Consider the following 13,757-nt stretch of genomic DNA (forward strand, 5'->3'; position numbering starts at 1 on the left):
TCAGCCTCAGAAATTCAGAACGGTGTCGTAATGGGAAAGTTGGTCGCGCAGCGCGTCGGCCGGGAGGAGTGTTACATCCAGCACGAAAGACGTCTTATCGCTCAGACCGCGCGCAGCAAGAGAATCAGCGCAGACAAAAAAGGTTTCAATGTCGTAAAGCGGCAGCACTTTAAAGGTCGCGATGTAATCCCGCGCCAGAATAGCCTGCGGCTGCTGGCCTGCCAGAAGCTGAAACACGCCATCCCCTAAAAAGAAGACACCGATGTCTTCGGTCAGTGCTGATGTTGCGAGCAACGCATCCAGCCCTTCTCTGCCGGACGCACTACCGTGCGGAGCAGATGAAAAAACAAACGCCACGCGTTTCATCAGAATTGCACCACTCTGTCGCAGGTTAACGCAGCCTGTGCCAGTGCGCCCAGACCGCTCAACGTAAACCCCGGCTGCAGGTTGGCCCCTGGCAAGCCAAGACGTTCAGCTTCGGTGGCATCGGTCACGCCGCGACGCAGGGCTGCCGCCACGCAGATATGCAGCGCAACCCCCCTTGTCTCGTTCAGCGTCTGCCAGGCGCGCACCAGATCAAATTCATCGCTGGCCGGTGAGGTAAACTGGTTGGCGTTATACACCCCTTCCCGATAAAAGAAGACGCTCACCAGCTCATGTCCGGCAGCCAGTAACGCATGCGCAAACTGCAGCGCGCTGCTGGCCTGCTGAGTACCATACGCTGGGCCTGTCACCATCAGCGAAAAACGCATTACTTGTCTTGCCCCTGGAAATCACCGCTTTTGAACTGGCGGATGTAGAGGTAGACCGTATGCTTGGAAATGTTCAGGCGATCGGCCACCTGGTTAATGGCGTCTTTGATGTCAAAAATCCCTTTCTCATAGAGATTCAGCACGATCTGACGATTCTTGGCGTTGTTCGATACGTTGCGATCGGCATTCACCTCTTCGATAGTGAACTCAAGCGTCTGCGTCACCAGATCTTCAACCGAGGAGGCAAAGTTAACTGAGGAGCCAACGTCCGGCGTTTCAGGCGGTATGAAAGTGCTCATGATTTGCGAGAACGGCACATCAAGGTTCATGTTGATGCACAACAGACCGATCACGCGATGCTCGCGATTTCGAATCGCGATGGTTTCTGATTTCATTAGTACGCCGCTTTTGGCGCGAGTGAAATAACATTTGGAGACGCTGCTGTCCGCGCCGGTCATGTCATGCAGCATACGCAATGCAAGGTCGGTGATTGGCGAACCAATTTTACGGCCAGTATGCTCACCATTAGCAATGCGGATGGCGGAACACTTAAGATCTTGCAGGGAGTGCAATACGATTTCGCAGTGGGACCCAATGAGCATCGCTAACCCGTCCACTACCGCCTCGTAGGATTTCAGAATATCGAAGTCGGTCTGGTCGAAAGGACGTTGATCCAGTAAATCAAGTTCACTGGTTTCGTTGGTTAAAAGCGACCTGGACATGAAAAAAACACTCCTTTTCAGGAGCCTGTCGTTAGGTTTTCAGGGCAGGCTCATTATCTACACGGACAACTAAATTAATACAGCGTGCATAACGCTTTCCAGTGTTAATTATATCTGCCCCACAATAAAAAAAACCGCCGCCTTAAAGGCGGCGGTTTTCATTCCATTACTTCTTCGCGTCTGTCGCAGCTTTCTGTTCTGCCTGCGCTTCTGGTTTCGCATCAGCTTTCGGCGCTGGCTTGATGTCCAGCAGCTCTACGTCAAAGACCAGGGTAGAGTTAGCAGGGATACCTGGAACGCCGGTTTTGCCATATGCCAGATCCGGTGGAATAACCAGTTTGATCTTGCCACCTTTCTTGATGTTTTTCAGACCTTCAGTCCAGCCTGGGATCACACCATCCAGACGGAAGGAGAGAGGCTCACCACGGGTGTAAGAGTTATCGAACTCTTTACCGTCGATCAGCGTACCTTTGTAGTTAACCACGACAGTATCGCTGTCTTTAGGCGCGTCACCGGTACCTTCTTTCTCAACTTTGTACACCAGACCCGTAGAGGAGGTTTTCACGCCCTTCTCTTTAGCAAAGGTATCGCGGTAGGCTTTGCCTTTCGCTTCGTTGTCTTTTGCATCCGCTTCCATCTTAGTCTGAGCGGCACCTTTCACACGTGCTTCGAACGCCTGCAGAGTCTGTTCAATTTCCTGGTCAGACAGTTTGCTCTTATCTGCAAATGCGTCCTGAACGCCCGCGATCAGCTGAGCTTTGTCCAGTTTAATGCCCAGTTTCTCTTGTTCTTTCAGAGAGTTTTCCATGTAACGACCCAGAGATGCGCCAAGTGCGTAGGCGGATTTCTGGTCGTCATTTTTGAACGCCGCTTTGCTGTCTGCAGTTGCAGCAGGCTTCGCAGCAGTATCAGCAGCGAAGGACAGCGGCGCGTTCAGCGCAACAGCCATCGTCGTCGCCAGCAGCGTTACTTTAAACAGTGATTTCATCCATATCTCCAGGGCCTGGGGACTCTCACCCCAGCGTTAAACGTAAATGAGTTACGTACTATAAAACGTTGCGGAAGAAATCTACAGACAGACTCTCCCGATTCTCGCCACTTTTCAGACTATTTTTGTTTAAATAAGTTTCTTGCCAAGGGGATAGATACTGAACTTAAGGATAAACTCAGTTAAACTTCGCCGCCGCTGGCCGATTGTGGTTAATGAGATACAACGAGGTGAAAGATGAAGGACACAATGTTAGAAGCGAGAATGGCTGAGCTGGAAAGCCGCCTGGCTTTTCAGGACATCACCATCGAAGAGCTAAACCAGACCGTGACCGCACATGAACTGGAAATGGCGAAACTGCGGGATCTCATGCGCCTGCTGACGGACAAACTGAAGGCCACACAGCCGTCACATATTGCCTCTCAGTCAGAAGAGACGCCACCACCTCACTATTGAGGCGTAAAAAAAGCGGGATTATTATCCCGCTTTTTTATTTTCCGCATAACGGAATTAGTGGCAACCGCAGCCGCCGTTACCGCAACCACCTTTACCGTGGTCGTGACCATGGTCGTGATCGTGGCCGTGACCACCACAGCAGCCGTCGTGGCCGTGATCGTGGTCATGGTCGTGACCGTGCGCACCGTGAACGTGGCCATGAGCCAGCTCTTCTTCGGTCGCTTCACGGATCGCAACAACTTCTACGTTGAATTTCAGGTTCTGGCCAGCCAGCATGTGGTTGCCGTCAACCACAACGTGGTCGTCTTCCACTTCAGTGATTTCAACAGGAACCGGACCCTGGTCAGTTTCCGCCAGGAAGCGCATGCCAACCTGCAGTTCGTCAACGCCCATGAACACGTCTTTAGGAACACGCTGCACCAGGTTGTCGTCGTACTGACCGTAAGCGTCGTTCGCGCCAACAGCAACGTCGAATTTGTCGCCAACGTCGTGACCTTCCAGCGCGTTTTCCAGGCCGGAAATCAGGGAACCGTGACCATGCAGGTAGTCAAGCGGCGCACTCACCGGAGACTCATCAACCAACACACCGTCTTCTGTACGTACCTGATAGGCCAGGCTGACCACCAGGTCTTTTGCTACTTTCATGATATCTCCTGAGCAAGGGAAAATTGCTGGCGCAGATTGTAGCGGAAATCTGCACCCGTGTACCCTTTAGCTTAAAAAAACTCAGGGCATATCGCTAGTCCGGATGAAAAATCCCGATAACTTGCTCTTCTTTGCGAACATGATCGCGGGCTTCTTTATCCGCCTCGCGCATCTGATGACCGCACTTAACACACTCTACGACATCAATATTATTTTCCCGCCACATCGCCAGCGTATCTTGCGCCTGGCAGCTCGGGCATTTTGCGCCCGCAATAAAGCGTTTACGTACAGCCATCTTTCGTTACCCTTTATTCAAATTCATCCCAGCCATCGAGCTGGCGTCGTTCCTGTTGCATCTCTCGCTGGAAAATTTCTTCCAGCTCGCGACGCGCTTCCCGCACGCGCGAGATCTGCGCCGTATCAGAGTGTACCGGCATTAATTCGCGCAGCATTCGCATGTCCAGCCGGCGAAAATGCATCTGGGCCCGCTGAGCCTGATGGGGATGCATACCCAGCGAAATCAGCACTTTACGCCCCAACTCCAGCGCACTGGAAAATGTCTCACGGGAGAAGTGTTTCACACCTGCCTGCAGCAGTTCGTGCGCTTCAACACGTCCACGCGCACGCGCCAGAATATGCAGATGCGGGAAATGCTGCTGGCACAGTTCCACCAGCTTCATCGTATCTTCCGGATCGTTGCAGGTAATCACGATGGACTCTGCCGCTTCTGCTCCCGCTGAACGCAACAGTTCGAGCTGGGTCGCGTCGCCGTAGTAAACCTTGTAGCCGTATTTACGCATCAGATTCACCGCGCTGATATCGCGCTCCAGCACCGTGATGCGCATTTTGTTTGCCATCAGCAGACGTCCAATCACCTGCCCAAAGCGGCCAAAGCCCACCACAATCACCTGCGGCTTATCATCCTCCACCCACGGCATCTCATCTTCATCCTCCGTCGGATTTAAGCGCCGTGAGAGCAGCTTATCCACCAGCCTGATGAGCAGCGGGGTGGTCATCATCGACAGCGTGACCGTCACCAGCAGCAGCGCCATCTGATCGTCTTTAAACAGCTTCTGGGAGGAGGCAGTGGAGAACAGCACGAACGCGAACTCTCCGCCCTGACTTAAGACGCTGGCAAACTGCATGCGCTCGGAACTGCGCAGCCCGTATATCCGTGCCATGACGTACAGCACCAGCGTTTTTACCGCCACCAGCACAACAACACTCATCACCACCCACAGCAAATGGGTATAGAGCACGCCCAGGTTAAGCGCCATTCCCACCGAAATAAAGAACAACCCTAACAGCAGCCCTTTAAACGGATCGATAGCCGTTTCCAGTTCGTGACGATATTCGCTTTCGGCAAGGAGCACCCCGGCGATAAACGTACCGAGCGCCATCGACAGCCCCAGCGCGTCCATAAACAATGCCGAGCCCAGCACCAGCAGCAGCGTCGCGGCAGTAAACACCTCGCGCACGCCAGAGGCGGCAATAAAACGAAACACAGGACGCAGCAGGAAACGTCCGCCAATCAGCATGCCGGCGAAGGCCAGCACCTTCATGGAGATTTTGACCCAGTCAAAATGATCGTCACCGGAGCCTGCCAGTAACGGCACCAGTGCCAGCGCCGGGATCACGGCCAGGTCCTGAAACAGCAGTACCGAAAAGCCCAGCTGTCCTGCCTCGTTGCGGTTCATCCCTTTGTCACGCATTAACTGCAGCGCCATCGCTGTCGACGACATCGCAAGACCTATTCCGCCGATCACCGCCGCCTGCCACGAGAAGTTGGTCAGCATTAACAGCCCGGCCAGAATTGCGGCACTGAACAAGACCTGCGCCGCCCCCACGCCAAATATCGATCGCCGGAGCTGCCACAGTTTTGACGGGTTCAGTTCGAGGCCAATGATGAACATCAGGAACACTACGCCCAGTTCAGAGAAGTGGAGAATTTCATCCACATCGCTGATGAATCCCAGCCCCCAGGGGCCAATGGCGATCCCGGCCAGCAGGTAGCCCAGCACCGCGCCAATGCCCAGCCGGGCGGCCAGCGGAACCGCCACCACTGCGGCAAATAAAAACAGCACGCCGGCCAGGAGTAAATTCGATCCTTCCATTAGCGACCTCCCGCCGATATCGGTGATGCAAGCCAATCGCCATACGCTCTGGCGTGGCTCGCCAGCGCTTCAGGCTTCTGGCGACGCGCCCAGTAGACAATAATCGGGCTCATCCAGTGCATGCGGCACATCGCAGCCGTCAGCTCAAACGGCCGCAGGATATCACTCATGGGATAACGGTTAAGACCGTCGTGGCGGTAAGCGCTCTCTGGCTCACCGGTCGTAATGACACTGCGCCAGTACTTTCCCGCCAGCTGGTTGCCCCCCACCCCGCTGGAGAACCCCCGGCTCAGCACACGGTCCAGCCACTCTTTCAGCAGTGCCGGACAGCTATAGGTATAAAGCGGATGCTGGAACACAATCACGTCATGCTGACGCAGCAGTTCCTGCTCGTAAGGAATATCAATAAAGAAATCAGGATAGTGCGCGTAGAGATCGTGCACCGTCACATTGCTGAGCTGAGTAGCCGGCTTAAGCAGAACCCGGTTTGCCACCGAGTCCTGAGATTCCGGATGGGCATACAGCAGCAGCACTTTCGCTGTCTGAGACATCACTCCCCTCCCGGTTCTGTTTCTGTTTTTGTGTATCGTCGTTGTTTTGGGCTACCATGGCGGCCCGGTGCGGAAAATGGCCCACACCTTACATTATCATAATGACAAATTAACATAGTCGGAACATACGGCGCTTCTATGATTGTTTTCTCCTCGTTACAAATTCGCCGCGGCGTGCGCGTCCTGCTGGATAACGCCTCCGCCACCATCAATCCCGGTCAAAAAGTGGGTCTGGTCGGCAAAAACGGCTGCGGAAAATCGACCCTGCTTGCGCTGCTGAAAAACGAGATTAGCGCTGACGGCGGTAACTTTACCTATCCGGGCAACTGGCAGCTTGCCTGGGTAAATCAGGAGACGCCTGCCCTGAGCGAACCCGCTCTCGACTATGTTATCGACGGCGATCGTGAATACCGTAAGCTGGAAGCTGAACTGAACGCCGCCAACGAGCGTAATGACGGTCATGCTATCGCCACCGTCCACGGTAAGCTGGACGCCATCGACGCATGGACCATTCGCTCCCGCGCCTCCAGCCTGCTGCACGGTCTGGGTTTCAGCAACGAACAGCTTGAACGCCCCGTCAGCGACTTCTCCGGCGGCTGGCGTATGCGCCTTAACCTGGCGCAGGCACTGATTTGCCGTTCCGACCTGCTGCTGCTTGATGAACCCACTAACCACCTCGATCTCGATGCGGTTATTTGGCTGGAGAAGTGGCTCAAGAGCTATCAGGGCACTCTGATTCTGATCTCCCACGACCGCGACTTCCTCGACCCGGTGGTGGATAAAATCATTCATATCGAACAGCAAAGCCTGTTTGAATACACCGGCAACTACAGCTCATTCGAGCGCCAGCGCGCGACGCGCCTTGCTCAACAGCAGGCGATGTACGAAAGCCAGCAGCAGCGCGTGGCGCATCTGCAAAGCTTTGTTGACCGCTTCAAGGCAAAAGCCTCTAAAGCCAAGCAGGCCCAGAGCCGCATCAAGATGCTGGAACGCATGGAGATGATCGCCCCGGCGCACGTCGATAACCCGTTCCACTTCAGTTTTCGCGAGCCCGAGAGCCTGCCGAACCCACTGCTGAAGATGGAAAAGGTGAGCGCTGGCTACGGCGATCGCATTATTCTCGACTCCATCAAGCTCAACCTGGTGCCGGGTTCACGTATTGGTCTGCTGGGACGTAACGGCGCCGGTAAATCGACGCTGATTAAACTACTCGCGGGCGAGCTTAACCCGGTCAGCGGCGAGATCGGCCTGGCAAAAGGCATTAAGCTTGGCTACTTCGCCCAGCATCAGCTGGAATTCTTACGCGCGGATGAATCGCCCATCCAACACCTCGCGCGACTGGCGCCGCAGGAGATGGAGCAGAAGCTGCGCGATTACCTTGGCGGCTTTGGCTTCCAGGGCGATAAAGTCACCGAAAACACCGAACGTTTCTCCGGCGGCGAGAAAGCGCGTCTGGTGCTGGCGCTTATCGTCTGGCAGCGTCCGAACCTGCTGCTGCTCGATGAACCTACAAACCACCTCGATCTCGACATGCGTCAGGCGCTGACCGAAGCGTTAATTGAGTTTGAAGGCGCGCTGGTTGTCGTCTCGCACGATCGTCACCTGATCCGCTCCACAACGGACGATCTCTATTTAGTGCACGATGGCAAAGTCGAGCCGTTCGATGGCGATCTGGAAGACTATCAGCAGTGGCTGACGGACGTGCAGAAGCAGGAAAACCAGCCGGATGACTCGTCGAAAGATAACGCCAACAGCGCCCAGGCGCGTAAAGACCAGAAGCGCCGTGAAGCGGAACTGCGTACTCAAACCCAGCCGCTGCGTAAAGAGATTGCCCGTCTCGAAAAGGAGATGGAGAAACTTAACGCTCTGCTGGCTACCGTTGAAGAGAAGCTGGGTGACAGCGGTCTGTATGACCAGAGCCGTAAGGCAGAACTGACCGACTGCCTGCAGACACAGGCGAAGACGAAATCCAGCCTCGAAGCGTGCGAGATGGCGTGGCTGGACGCCCAGGAACAGCTGGAAACCATGCTGCAGGCCGACTAAATCCCCGGGAGGGTTATGAGTTTCGATATCACGAGCGACATTACATTTCGTAAACTCAGCATCTTCATGACCTTTATGGAGAAGGGCAATATCGCCCGTACCGCCGAAGCGCTTGGCCTGAGCGGCGTTAGCGTGCACCGCGCGCTGCATACTCTCGAAGAAAATGTGCGCTGCCCGCTCTTTACGCACAAAGGTCGCAATCTCATTGCGCTGCCTTCAGCCTGGACGCTGCTGGAATATTGTCAGGAAGTGATGCAGGTAATGGCGCGCGGGCTGGAAGAAGCGCGCAAAACGGCCGGTGTTGGCCAGGGACGACTGCGCGTCGGCACGCTCTACTCGCTGACGCTGGAAACCGTGCCACGCCTGATTATGGGGATGAAACTGCGCCGTCCGGACCTGGAGATGGATCTGACGATGGGCTCTAACGAGACCCTGTTGCGTATGCTGGACGACGGTTTGCTCGACGCCATCCTCATCTCTATTTCCGAAAGCGATATCGACCGCAACAGTCTGGAAGTGCTCCCCCTGTTCCATGACGACATTTTTCTTGCCGCACCGGCCTCTGCCACGCTGAACACCAGCGGGCCTGCCGACTTACGTGATTACAAAGACCAGAAGTTTGTCGCGCTGTCGGAAGGGTTTGCCACCTACGCCGGGTTTCAGGAAGCGTTTCATATTGCCGGTTTCGAACCGGAAATCGTCACCCGCGTAAATGACATTTTCTCAATGCTGAGTCTGGTGCAGGCGGGCGTGGGCTTTACGCTCATGCCAGGCAGAATGAAGAAAGTGTATGAGAACTCAGTACAGCTACTGAAGCTGGCTCAGCCGTATCAAATGCAGCAGTTGATTGCCATTGTGTTTGCCCGCAACCGCGAGCAAGACCCCAGCCTGCGGGCACTGGCAGCCGAAGGGCGAATGTATGCCCGCAGTATCGCCACCGACCCTGCGCAGACCCTACCGCTGTAGCCGCTTAGCCAGGTGTACCGCCACGTCAACACCACTGCGCTCCAGCGAAACTGACTCCCCTTCCCAGGCCGCCTGACGCGTCAGGCAGGTCAGTACACCGCCAGGTGGCATTTCAATCGCCAGCCGAGCTTCACGCTCGTTGGCAGAAATCACCGCTTCCTGCCAGCGCACCGTGCGCGCCATATTCATCGCCAGATCGTCCGCGATTTTCTCAGGCGTCCAGAGCACGCGTCCTGTGCTGCCGCTCAGGTAAGCACAGCGCGGGCGTGTGAGCGTGACGGATGTGAACGCCTCCACCAGCTTGTGCGCCGGCTCCGCCAGCAGTTCGCAATGGGAAGGCACGCTGACGGTCAGCCGATGCGCCTTATTAGCCCCTTTTGCCAGCGCGCGTTTCGCCACCTGCGCCATCCCCTCATCGGTGCCGGCGATCACAATCTGTGTTTCCGCGTTCAAATTGGCGATATACGTTCCGGTGCCTTCCAGCAACGCTTCAACCTGAGGCAGGGTCAGCCCCATTATCGCGGTCAGGCCATAACCGTGCGGATAGGCTTGCTCCATGAGATCGCCACGCAGCGCGACCAGCTTCAGCGCGTCGGCAAATTCCAGCGCACCGGCAATGACCGCGGCCGGATACGCGCCAATAGACAGACCGCTGACGATATCCGGTGCCACGCCGCGTTGTTCAAGCTCACGCGCCCAGGCAACACCGGCAATTAACAACGAAAGCTGAACGGCTCGCGTGTGGGTTAACGCTGCCGCGGTATCCAGCATATCGACTTCGCCACCCAATACCTCGCGGGCCTGCTCCAGCGTCGTGCCAGGCAGGTTTTGCAGCATACCGACATGCTGGGTGCCCTGCCCTGGAAAGGTAAACAGTATTTTCATCACTCCTCCCTGTGCCACGGGTCCGCCACCAGGCGCGGCCCACGGCGGGTCTTCAGCAACGTTTTGCCGTCGCGCAGCCACTCCGTCAGCGCAAAGCCGCCTTCAGGGGTGTCCACCTGGGTGTCTGCCCGACATAACGCGCGGCTGAGCTGTGACGCCCAGACACGAAAAGCGTCAGCCGACAGAGGCTGAGGGGCTCGCACCAGCAGATCGAGATCGCTGTCGGCATGAATGACCGGGATACCGGTCGCCAGGGCGTAGCCCGTGCTGCCCGTAATTCCCCACGTCCACGGCCATGCCTGCTGAGAAAGTTGCAACGCCACCTGCACCGGTGGCTGAGTCACAAACGGTGAACGCAGAAGATCGGCGGTCACGCTCAACGCCTCGGGTGAGACCACCCGCACGACGTTGTCTGGCTTCACCCAACCGGCCGCCCGCTGGTCGCGGCGTAAACCGCGTACGCCAACGGGAATACGGCCAGCGTTATCAACATCACGCCGCACGACCACCGGCAAACCGGTATGCCATACCGCATCCACCCAGTCGTCAGTGATGCCTTCCAGCGCGTCACGCGCGTTAAGCCAGATGAGGTCGTGAGGGCGTAATGTTGTGGTCATGATTACATTCCTGAAGTCAGCGAGATAAACAGTGGCAGCGACAGGATACACAGTACCGAGCTTAACAGCAGCACCGCTTCCGCATCCGGAGACTGCACGCCAAAGCGGTTACCGAACACCACGCCGAAGAAACCGGCTGAGAGCGCAATCATCAGGATAGCGGTGATCGCCACGGAGCCGTGCAGACCGAAGATCAGAACGATACCCCAGGCAATCGCAGGCTGGATCAGCAGCTTGGCAACGGTTGAGGTAATCACCATGGTGTTGATCTGCAGCTTACGCGCAGAGAGGATCACCCCGGTCAGGAACAGCGCGGCAGCCGTTGCAGAAAGCCCCAGTGGCTTAATGGCGGCCAGAACAAGTTCAGGCATTTTGATGCCGATAGCAGACAAAATCACACCCAGCAGGGGACCCATCACAATCGGTTTTTTAATCGAGCGCCACATCAGCACCGGCAGCATCGAGAGCGTTGAACCGGAGTTATTGCCTTCGGCACGCGCTTTTTCACGTTCCAGAATCAGCAGGCAGAACGGCGTCATCAGTACCGAACCACAGGCAATAGAGACCGCCACGGACAGTGAGGTTGAAGAACTTTCACCCAGCACGCTGCCCAGAATCGGCAAGCCAAGCGCGGCATAGTTTGGCAGCGCCACCGTCAGCGTAAGCACGGCGGCATCCTGTGGGGATTTTTTAAAGACGCTGGTCGCGAGGAAGTAAATGGCCGCGTAGGTTATCCACATCGCCAGGGTCAGCACCAGAATCAGCGGTGACTGGGCTACGATGCCGGTCCACGGGGTTTGCACCGTGGCGCTGAACAGCGCGGCAGGCAAAGCAAAATCCATGACGAAGATATTGAGCAGGGAGACATTTTTGTTATCGACCATCTTTGCCTTACCGGCCCAGAATCCCAGCAGCATGATGACGAAAATCGGTGCAAGAGCATGAACAATTACGTAAGTCATAATTCACCTGTAGTAAAAAAGTTTAAGCACTGGCGCGATGATTATTATTTTCAGGATGCAGGTTCCCGCGCGGACGTAACGGTTACGTCCGCGGGGAGTGCATCTGGCAGGTCTCTTTTTACTTACCAGCTTGCCCGCATGCGTTCGCGTACGAGGGCAGAGCTGCGGCGATTGTCAGCACCGAGACGGTTTTTCAGGGTGTTGTCCTGACGAGCGTCATGGATGGCCTGTTGCAGCGTGGTTTTCACCTGCATCAGATCGTTTTCAGAAGGGGCATCCGGGTTGCTGATGTCCAGCAGGTTGGAAAGCAGCCCCAGTGTGGCGTAGTTGCTAATGTCATAGGCCATTGGCGGGATCGTTGCCGCCAGTTTTTCCAGCGCGTCCACGGTACGTAGCGTAATACGCGCCGCAGACTCTTTACCCATGGCATGGATCAGCACGCCTTTATCGTTAAAGGCAATCAGGCGGTTTGCCTGGTACCCGTGCGCCAGAAACGCGCCGGACATCGCTTTACCAACGATAAGCCCAATCACCGGATGACCGGCCAGACGCGCGTTAGCATAGGCCGCCGCCGCGCCGGCCAACGCCTGGTGAATACCAAATGCCTCTTCACGACGGCCATAGGCCTGGCTTGGCACGTCAATCACCGCCACGATCGGGCGCTTCACGGCGCTGTTGGCATCGGCGGCAACGGTTTCGCTCACCACTTTCGCCAGCGTCCAGCCTTCCAGCAGACCGACTTCCCCTTTCGCCGCGCGCGGGAAGTGGTTGTTGGCATCCGGTACCACGGCAACAAAACGTACCGTTTCACCGTTAAGTTCACCATCGGCCGCCTGTACGGACGGGCATAAACCCTCCAGGCGTCTGGCGTTCGGCGCGAGTGTTTGCAGCCAGAGTTCGCCACGGCTTACTGAGTTAGTCATCATTTCACCTCCCGGGCAAAGAGCGCTTTAATCTGTTCGGCATCGGCCTGTTTGCGGGTGTCGAAATTCGTCAGACGGTTCAGGTAATCGTCATAGTTATCGGTGCGATGTTTTGCAGGCACGCCTTTGGCAATCGCGTCGTTCATCGCCGCTTTCACCGCGTTCACGCCATCGCCAACCAGCGCATCCACCAGGCCGCTTTCATAGCGGACTTCGCCACCGGTCATGCTCCAGATAAACGGACGGTCGCGGGAGTCATACTCTTCAATTCCCGCTTCCTGCTCGATAACCTGAGGACCATTCAGACCGAGACGCGCTTCGCGGGTGACAATCAGGTAGCTGCACAGTGCAGCAGCGATAGACATCCCACCGAAGCAGCCCACGGTCCCGGCCACAATCCCGACCACCGGGGTGTAACGACGCAGGTCAACAATTGCCGCATGAATATCGGCAATGGCCGCCAGGCCCAGGTTGGCTTCCTGCAGACGCACGCCGCCGGTTTCGAGACACAGTACCGCCTGCGTCGGGATCCCGTTGCGGTTATCTTCTGCTGCCAGCTCCAGCGCGGCCGCCATTTTGGCGCCGGACACTTCGCCCATGCTGCCGCCCTGGAACGCACCTTCGATCGCCACCACTACCGCAGGCTGGCCGTTGAGGGTGCCTTTGGCGACCACCATGCCGTCATCGGCCTGAGGAACGATACCCTGCGGCCCCAGCCACGGGGAGATAATGCCTTCAAAAGGATCCAGCAGTTCGCGATAGCTCCCGTCGTCCAGCAATGCCTGAGCACGCTGGCGAGCTTTTAATTCAATAAAACTCCGATCATCACGCATGGCTCACCCCTTCAAAAACCTGTTCGATACGAATGCGTGCCACCCCCGGCGTCGCGCCAAAGTCGTGGATCGTCAGTTTTCCTGCAGGCAGGCTGCTGACGGTGTGCAGGCGGTTGAATAACGCCTCCCAGCGACCGCGGCTGTTGTCGACGGACGTGGTGATATCAATGGTTAACGTCTGGCCCGGTTCGGCGGCAAACAGCACCTCCATATCCCCGGAACCAACAACCCCTGCGAGCGCTTTGCCGCTTAACGCGCGGCTCGCTGGCATGGTTAATGTGATTTTTTCCATAACATCCT

At 56.4% G+C, this 13,757-nt stretch carries 17 protein-coding genes; 3 read left to right on the forward strand and 14 right to left on the reverse strand.

Translation table 11 applies throughout. The annotated features are described in order from the left end of the window. Nucleotides 1-6: 6 nt before the first annotated feature. From tusC to fkpA, 4 genes are all read right to left on the reverse strand, one after another. Nucleotides 7-366, reverse strand: a complete 360-nt coding sequence (gene tusC, locus ACMGG3_RS16320) for a sulfurtransferase complex subunit TusC (RefSeq protein WP_014171907.1) — start codon at nucleotides 364-366, stop codon at nucleotides 7-9. After that, complete coding sequence (gene tusD / locus ACMGG3_RS16325) at nucleotides 366-752, reverse strand: sulfurtransferase complex subunit TusD (protein WP_020884604.1); 387 nt, start codon at nucleotides 750-752, stop codon at nucleotides 366-368. Before tusD ends, tusC begins: the two co-directional genes overlap by 1 nt. Then, nucleotides 752-1,474: a transcriptional regulator gene (locus ACMGG3_RS16330; RefSeq protein WP_014171909.1), complete on the reverse strand. Its 723-nt coding sequence runs from the start codon at nucleotides 1,472-1,474 to the stop codon at nucleotides 752-754. Before ACMGG3_RS16330 ends, tusD begins: the two co-directional genes overlap by 1 nt. A 166-nt stretch (nucleotides 1,475-1,640) precedes the next feature. Then, on the reverse strand, nucleotides 1,641-2,462 hold the full coding sequence (gene fkpA, locus ACMGG3_RS16335; RefSeq protein ID WP_014171910.1) for an FKBP-type peptidyl-prolyl cis-trans isomerase: 822 nt from the start codon (nucleotides 2,460-2,462) through the stop codon (nucleotides 1,641-1,643). A gap of 237 nt (nucleotides 2,463-2,699) precedes the next feature. Between fkpA and ACMGG3_RS16340 the strand changes: the two genes are divergently transcribed. Then, entirely contained in the window at nucleotides 2,700-2,918 is a 219-nt protein-coding gene (locus ACMGG3_RS16340; protein WP_020884603.1) for a protein SlyX, read from the forward strand. A gap of 54 nt (nucleotides 2,919-2,972) precedes the next feature. Here ACMGG3_RS16340 and slyD read toward each other — a convergent pair whose 3' ends face one another. The 4 genes from slyD to kefG all read right to left on the reverse strand — a co-directional run bounded on the left by slyD (nucleotide 2,973) and on the right by kefG (nucleotide 6,228). Continuing rightward, nucleotides 2,973-3,563 carry a peptidylprolyl isomerase gene (gene slyD, locus ACMGG3_RS16345; protein WP_014171912.1) on the reverse strand — a complete coding sequence of 197 codons (591 nt, stop codon included), beginning with the start codon at nucleotides 3,561-3,563 and terminating at the stop codon, nucleotides 2,973-2,975. A 94-nt stretch (nucleotides 3,564-3,657) separates the two neighbouring features. Beyond that, nucleotides 3,658-3,858: a YheV family putative zinc ribbon protein gene (locus tag ACMGG3_RS16350; protein WP_013099038.1), complete on the reverse strand. Its 201-nt coding sequence runs from the start codon at nucleotides 3,856-3,858 to the stop codon at nucleotides 3,658-3,660. Between the two features lie 13 nt (nucleotides 3,859-3,871). Then, a complete protein-coding gene (gene kefB, locus ACMGG3_RS16355; protein WP_250369469.1) occupies nucleotides 3,872-5,677 on the reverse strand; it encodes a glutathione-regulated potassium-efflux system protein KefB in 1,806 nt (601 codons plus the stop codon). After that, complete coding sequence (kefG, locus tag ACMGG3_RS16360; RefSeq protein WP_020884601.1) at nucleotides 5,677-6,228, reverse strand: glutathione-regulated potassium-efflux system ancillary protein KefG; 552 nt, start codon at nucleotides 6,226-6,228, stop codon at nucleotides 5,677-5,679. The genes kefB and kefG overlap by 1 nt, the downstream gene beginning before the upstream one ends. A 138-nt stretch (nucleotides 6,229-6,366) precedes the next feature. Here kefG and ACMGG3_RS16365 point away from each other — a divergent pair, with 138 nt between their 5' ends. Both ACMGG3_RS16365 and ACMGG3_RS16370 read left to right on the forward strand, forming a co-directional pair. Further along, a complete protein-coding gene (locus tag ACMGG3_RS16365) occupies nucleotides 6,367-8,271 on the forward strand; it encodes an ABC transporter ATP-binding protein (RefSeq protein ID WP_014171915.1) in 1,905 nt (634 codons plus the stop codon). Between the two features lie 15 nt (nucleotides 8,272-8,286). Continuing rightward, the gene (locus ACMGG3_RS16370; RefSeq protein ID WP_014171916.1) at nucleotides 8,287-9,237 is read left to right on the forward strand and encodes a LysR family transcriptional regulator; all 951 of its coding nucleotides are present in this window, start codon (nucleotides 8,287-8,289) and stop codon (nucleotides 9,235-9,237) included. On the opposite strand, the gene mdcH is transcribed toward ACMGG3_RS16370, so the two are convergent. From mdcH to mdcC, 6 genes are all read right to left on the reverse strand, one after another. Next, entirely contained in the window at nucleotides 9,226-10,122 is an 897-nt protein-coding gene (mdcH, locus tag ACMGG3_RS16375) for a malonate decarboxylase subunit epsilon (RefSeq protein ID WP_041162885.1), read from the reverse strand. The genes ACMGG3_RS16370 and mdcH overlap by 12 nt on opposite strands. Continuing rightward, on the reverse strand, nucleotides 10,122-10,739 hold the full coding sequence (locus ACMGG3_RS16380; protein ID WP_044857565.1) for a malonate decarboxylase holo-ACP synthase: 618 nt from the start codon (nucleotides 10,737-10,739) through the stop codon (nucleotides 10,122-10,124). Before ACMGG3_RS16380 ends, mdcH begins: the two co-directional genes overlap by 1 nt. Nucleotides 10,740-10,741: 2 nt before the next feature. Continuing rightward, on the reverse strand, nucleotides 10,742-11,701 hold the full coding sequence (locus tag ACMGG3_RS16385; RefSeq protein WP_014171919.1) for an AEC family transporter: 960 nt from the start codon (nucleotides 11,699-11,701) through the stop codon (nucleotides 10,742-10,744). A gap of 122 nt (nucleotides 11,702-11,823) precedes the next feature. Beyond that, a complete protein-coding gene (gene mdcE, locus ACMGG3_RS16390) occupies nucleotides 11,824-12,624 on the reverse strand; it encodes a biotin-independent malonate decarboxylase subunit gamma (RefSeq protein WP_044857567.1) in 801 nt (266 codons plus the stop codon). Then, nucleotides 12,624-13,457 carry a biotin-independent malonate decarboxylase subunit beta gene (locus tag ACMGG3_RS16395; protein WP_014171921.1) on the reverse strand — a complete coding sequence of 278 codons (834 nt, stop codon included), beginning with the start codon at nucleotides 13,455-13,457 and terminating at the stop codon, nucleotides 12,624-12,626. The genes mdcE and ACMGG3_RS16395 overlap by 1 nt, the downstream gene beginning before the upstream one ends. After that, nucleotides 13,450-13,749 carry a malonate decarboxylase acyl carrier protein gene (mdcC, locus tag ACMGG3_RS16400; RefSeq protein WP_020884595.1) on the reverse strand — a complete coding sequence of 100 codons (300 nt, stop codon included), beginning with the start codon at nucleotides 13,747-13,749 and terminating at the stop codon, nucleotides 13,450-13,452. The genes ACMGG3_RS16395 and mdcC overlap by 8 nt, the downstream gene beginning before the upstream one ends. Nucleotides 13,750-13,757: the final 8 nt, after the last annotated feature.

Origin of the sequence: Enterobacter sp. BNK-18, from assembly GCF_047456135.1 — a bacterium.
In the GTDB taxonomy this organism is placed as follows: domain Bacteria; phylum Pseudomonadota; class Gammaproteobacteria; order Enterobacterales; family Enterobacteriaceae; genus Enterobacter; species Enterobacter ludwigii.

What these genes read in the sequence shown, in the direction of transcription:
- mdcH (WP_041162885.1), bottom strand. Translation starts at nt 10,122, where the DNA reads ATGAAAATACTGTTTACCTTTCCAGGGCAGGGCACCCAGCATGTCGGT.
- tusD (WP_020884604.1), bottom strand. Translation starts at nt 752, where the DNA reads ATGCGTTTTTCGCTGATGGTGACAGGCCCAGCGTATGGTACTCAGCAG.
- kefG (WP_020884601.1), bottom strand. Translation starts at nt 6,228, where the DNA reads ATGTCTCAGACAGCGAAAGTGCTGCTGCTGTATGCCCATCCGGAATCT.
- ACMGG3_RS16380 (WP_044857565.1), bottom strand. Translation starts at nt 10,739, where the DNA reads ATGACCACAACATTACGCCCTCACGACCTCATCTGGCTTAACGCGCGT.
- tusC (WP_014171907.1), bottom strand. Translation starts at nt 366, where the DNA reads ATGAAACGCGTGGCGTTTGTTTTTTCATCTGCTCCGCACGGTAGTGCG.
- ACMGG3_RS16350 (WP_013099038.1), bottom strand. Translation starts at nt 3,858, where the DNA reads ATGGCTGTACGTAAACGCTTTATTGCGGGCGCAAAATGCCCGAGCTGC.
- kefB (WP_250369469.1), bottom strand. Translation starts at nt 5,677, where the DNA reads ATGGAAGGATCGAATTTACTCCTGGCCGGCGTGCTGTTTTTATTTGCC.
- ACMGG3_RS16330 (WP_014171909.1), bottom strand. Translation starts at nt 1,474, where the DNA reads ATGTCCAGGTCGCTTTTAACCAACGAAACCAGTGAACTTGATTTACTG.
- slyD (WP_014171912.1), bottom strand. Translation starts at nt 3,563, where the DNA reads ATGAAAGTAGCAAAAGACCTGGTGGTCAGCCTGGCCTATCAGGTACGT.
- mdcC (WP_020884595.1), bottom strand. Translation starts at nt 13,749, where the DNA reads ATGGAAAAAATCACATTAACCATGCCAGCGAGCCGCGCGTTAAGCGGC.
- mdcE (WP_044857567.1), bottom strand. Translation starts at nt 12,624, where the DNA reads ATGACTAACTCAGTAAGCCGTGGCGAACTCTGGCTGCAAACACTCGCG.
- fkpA (WP_014171910.1), bottom strand. Translation starts at nt 2,462, where the DNA reads ATGAAATCACTGTTTAAAGTAACGCTGCTGGCGACGACGATGGCTGTT.
- ACMGG3_RS16395 (WP_014171921.1), bottom strand. Translation starts at nt 13,457, where the DNA reads ATGCGTGATGATCGGAGTTTTATTGAATTAAAAGCTCGCCAGCGTGCT.
- ACMGG3_RS16365 (WP_014171915.1), top strand. Translation starts at nt 6,367, where the DNA reads ATGATTGTTTTCTCCTCGTTACAAATTCGCCGCGGCGTGCGCGTCCTG.
- ACMGG3_RS16340 (WP_020884603.1), top strand. Translation starts at nt 2,700, where the DNA reads ATGAAGGACACAATGTTAGAAGCGAGAATGGCTGAGCTGGAAAGCCGC.
- ACMGG3_RS16370 (WP_014171916.1), top strand. Translation starts at nt 8,287, where the DNA reads ATGAGTTTCGATATCACGAGCGACATTACATTTCGTAAACTCAGCATC.
- ACMGG3_RS16385 (WP_014171919.1), bottom strand. Translation starts at nt 11,701, where the DNA reads ATGACTTACGTAATTGTTCATGCTCTTGCACCGATTTTCGTCATCATG.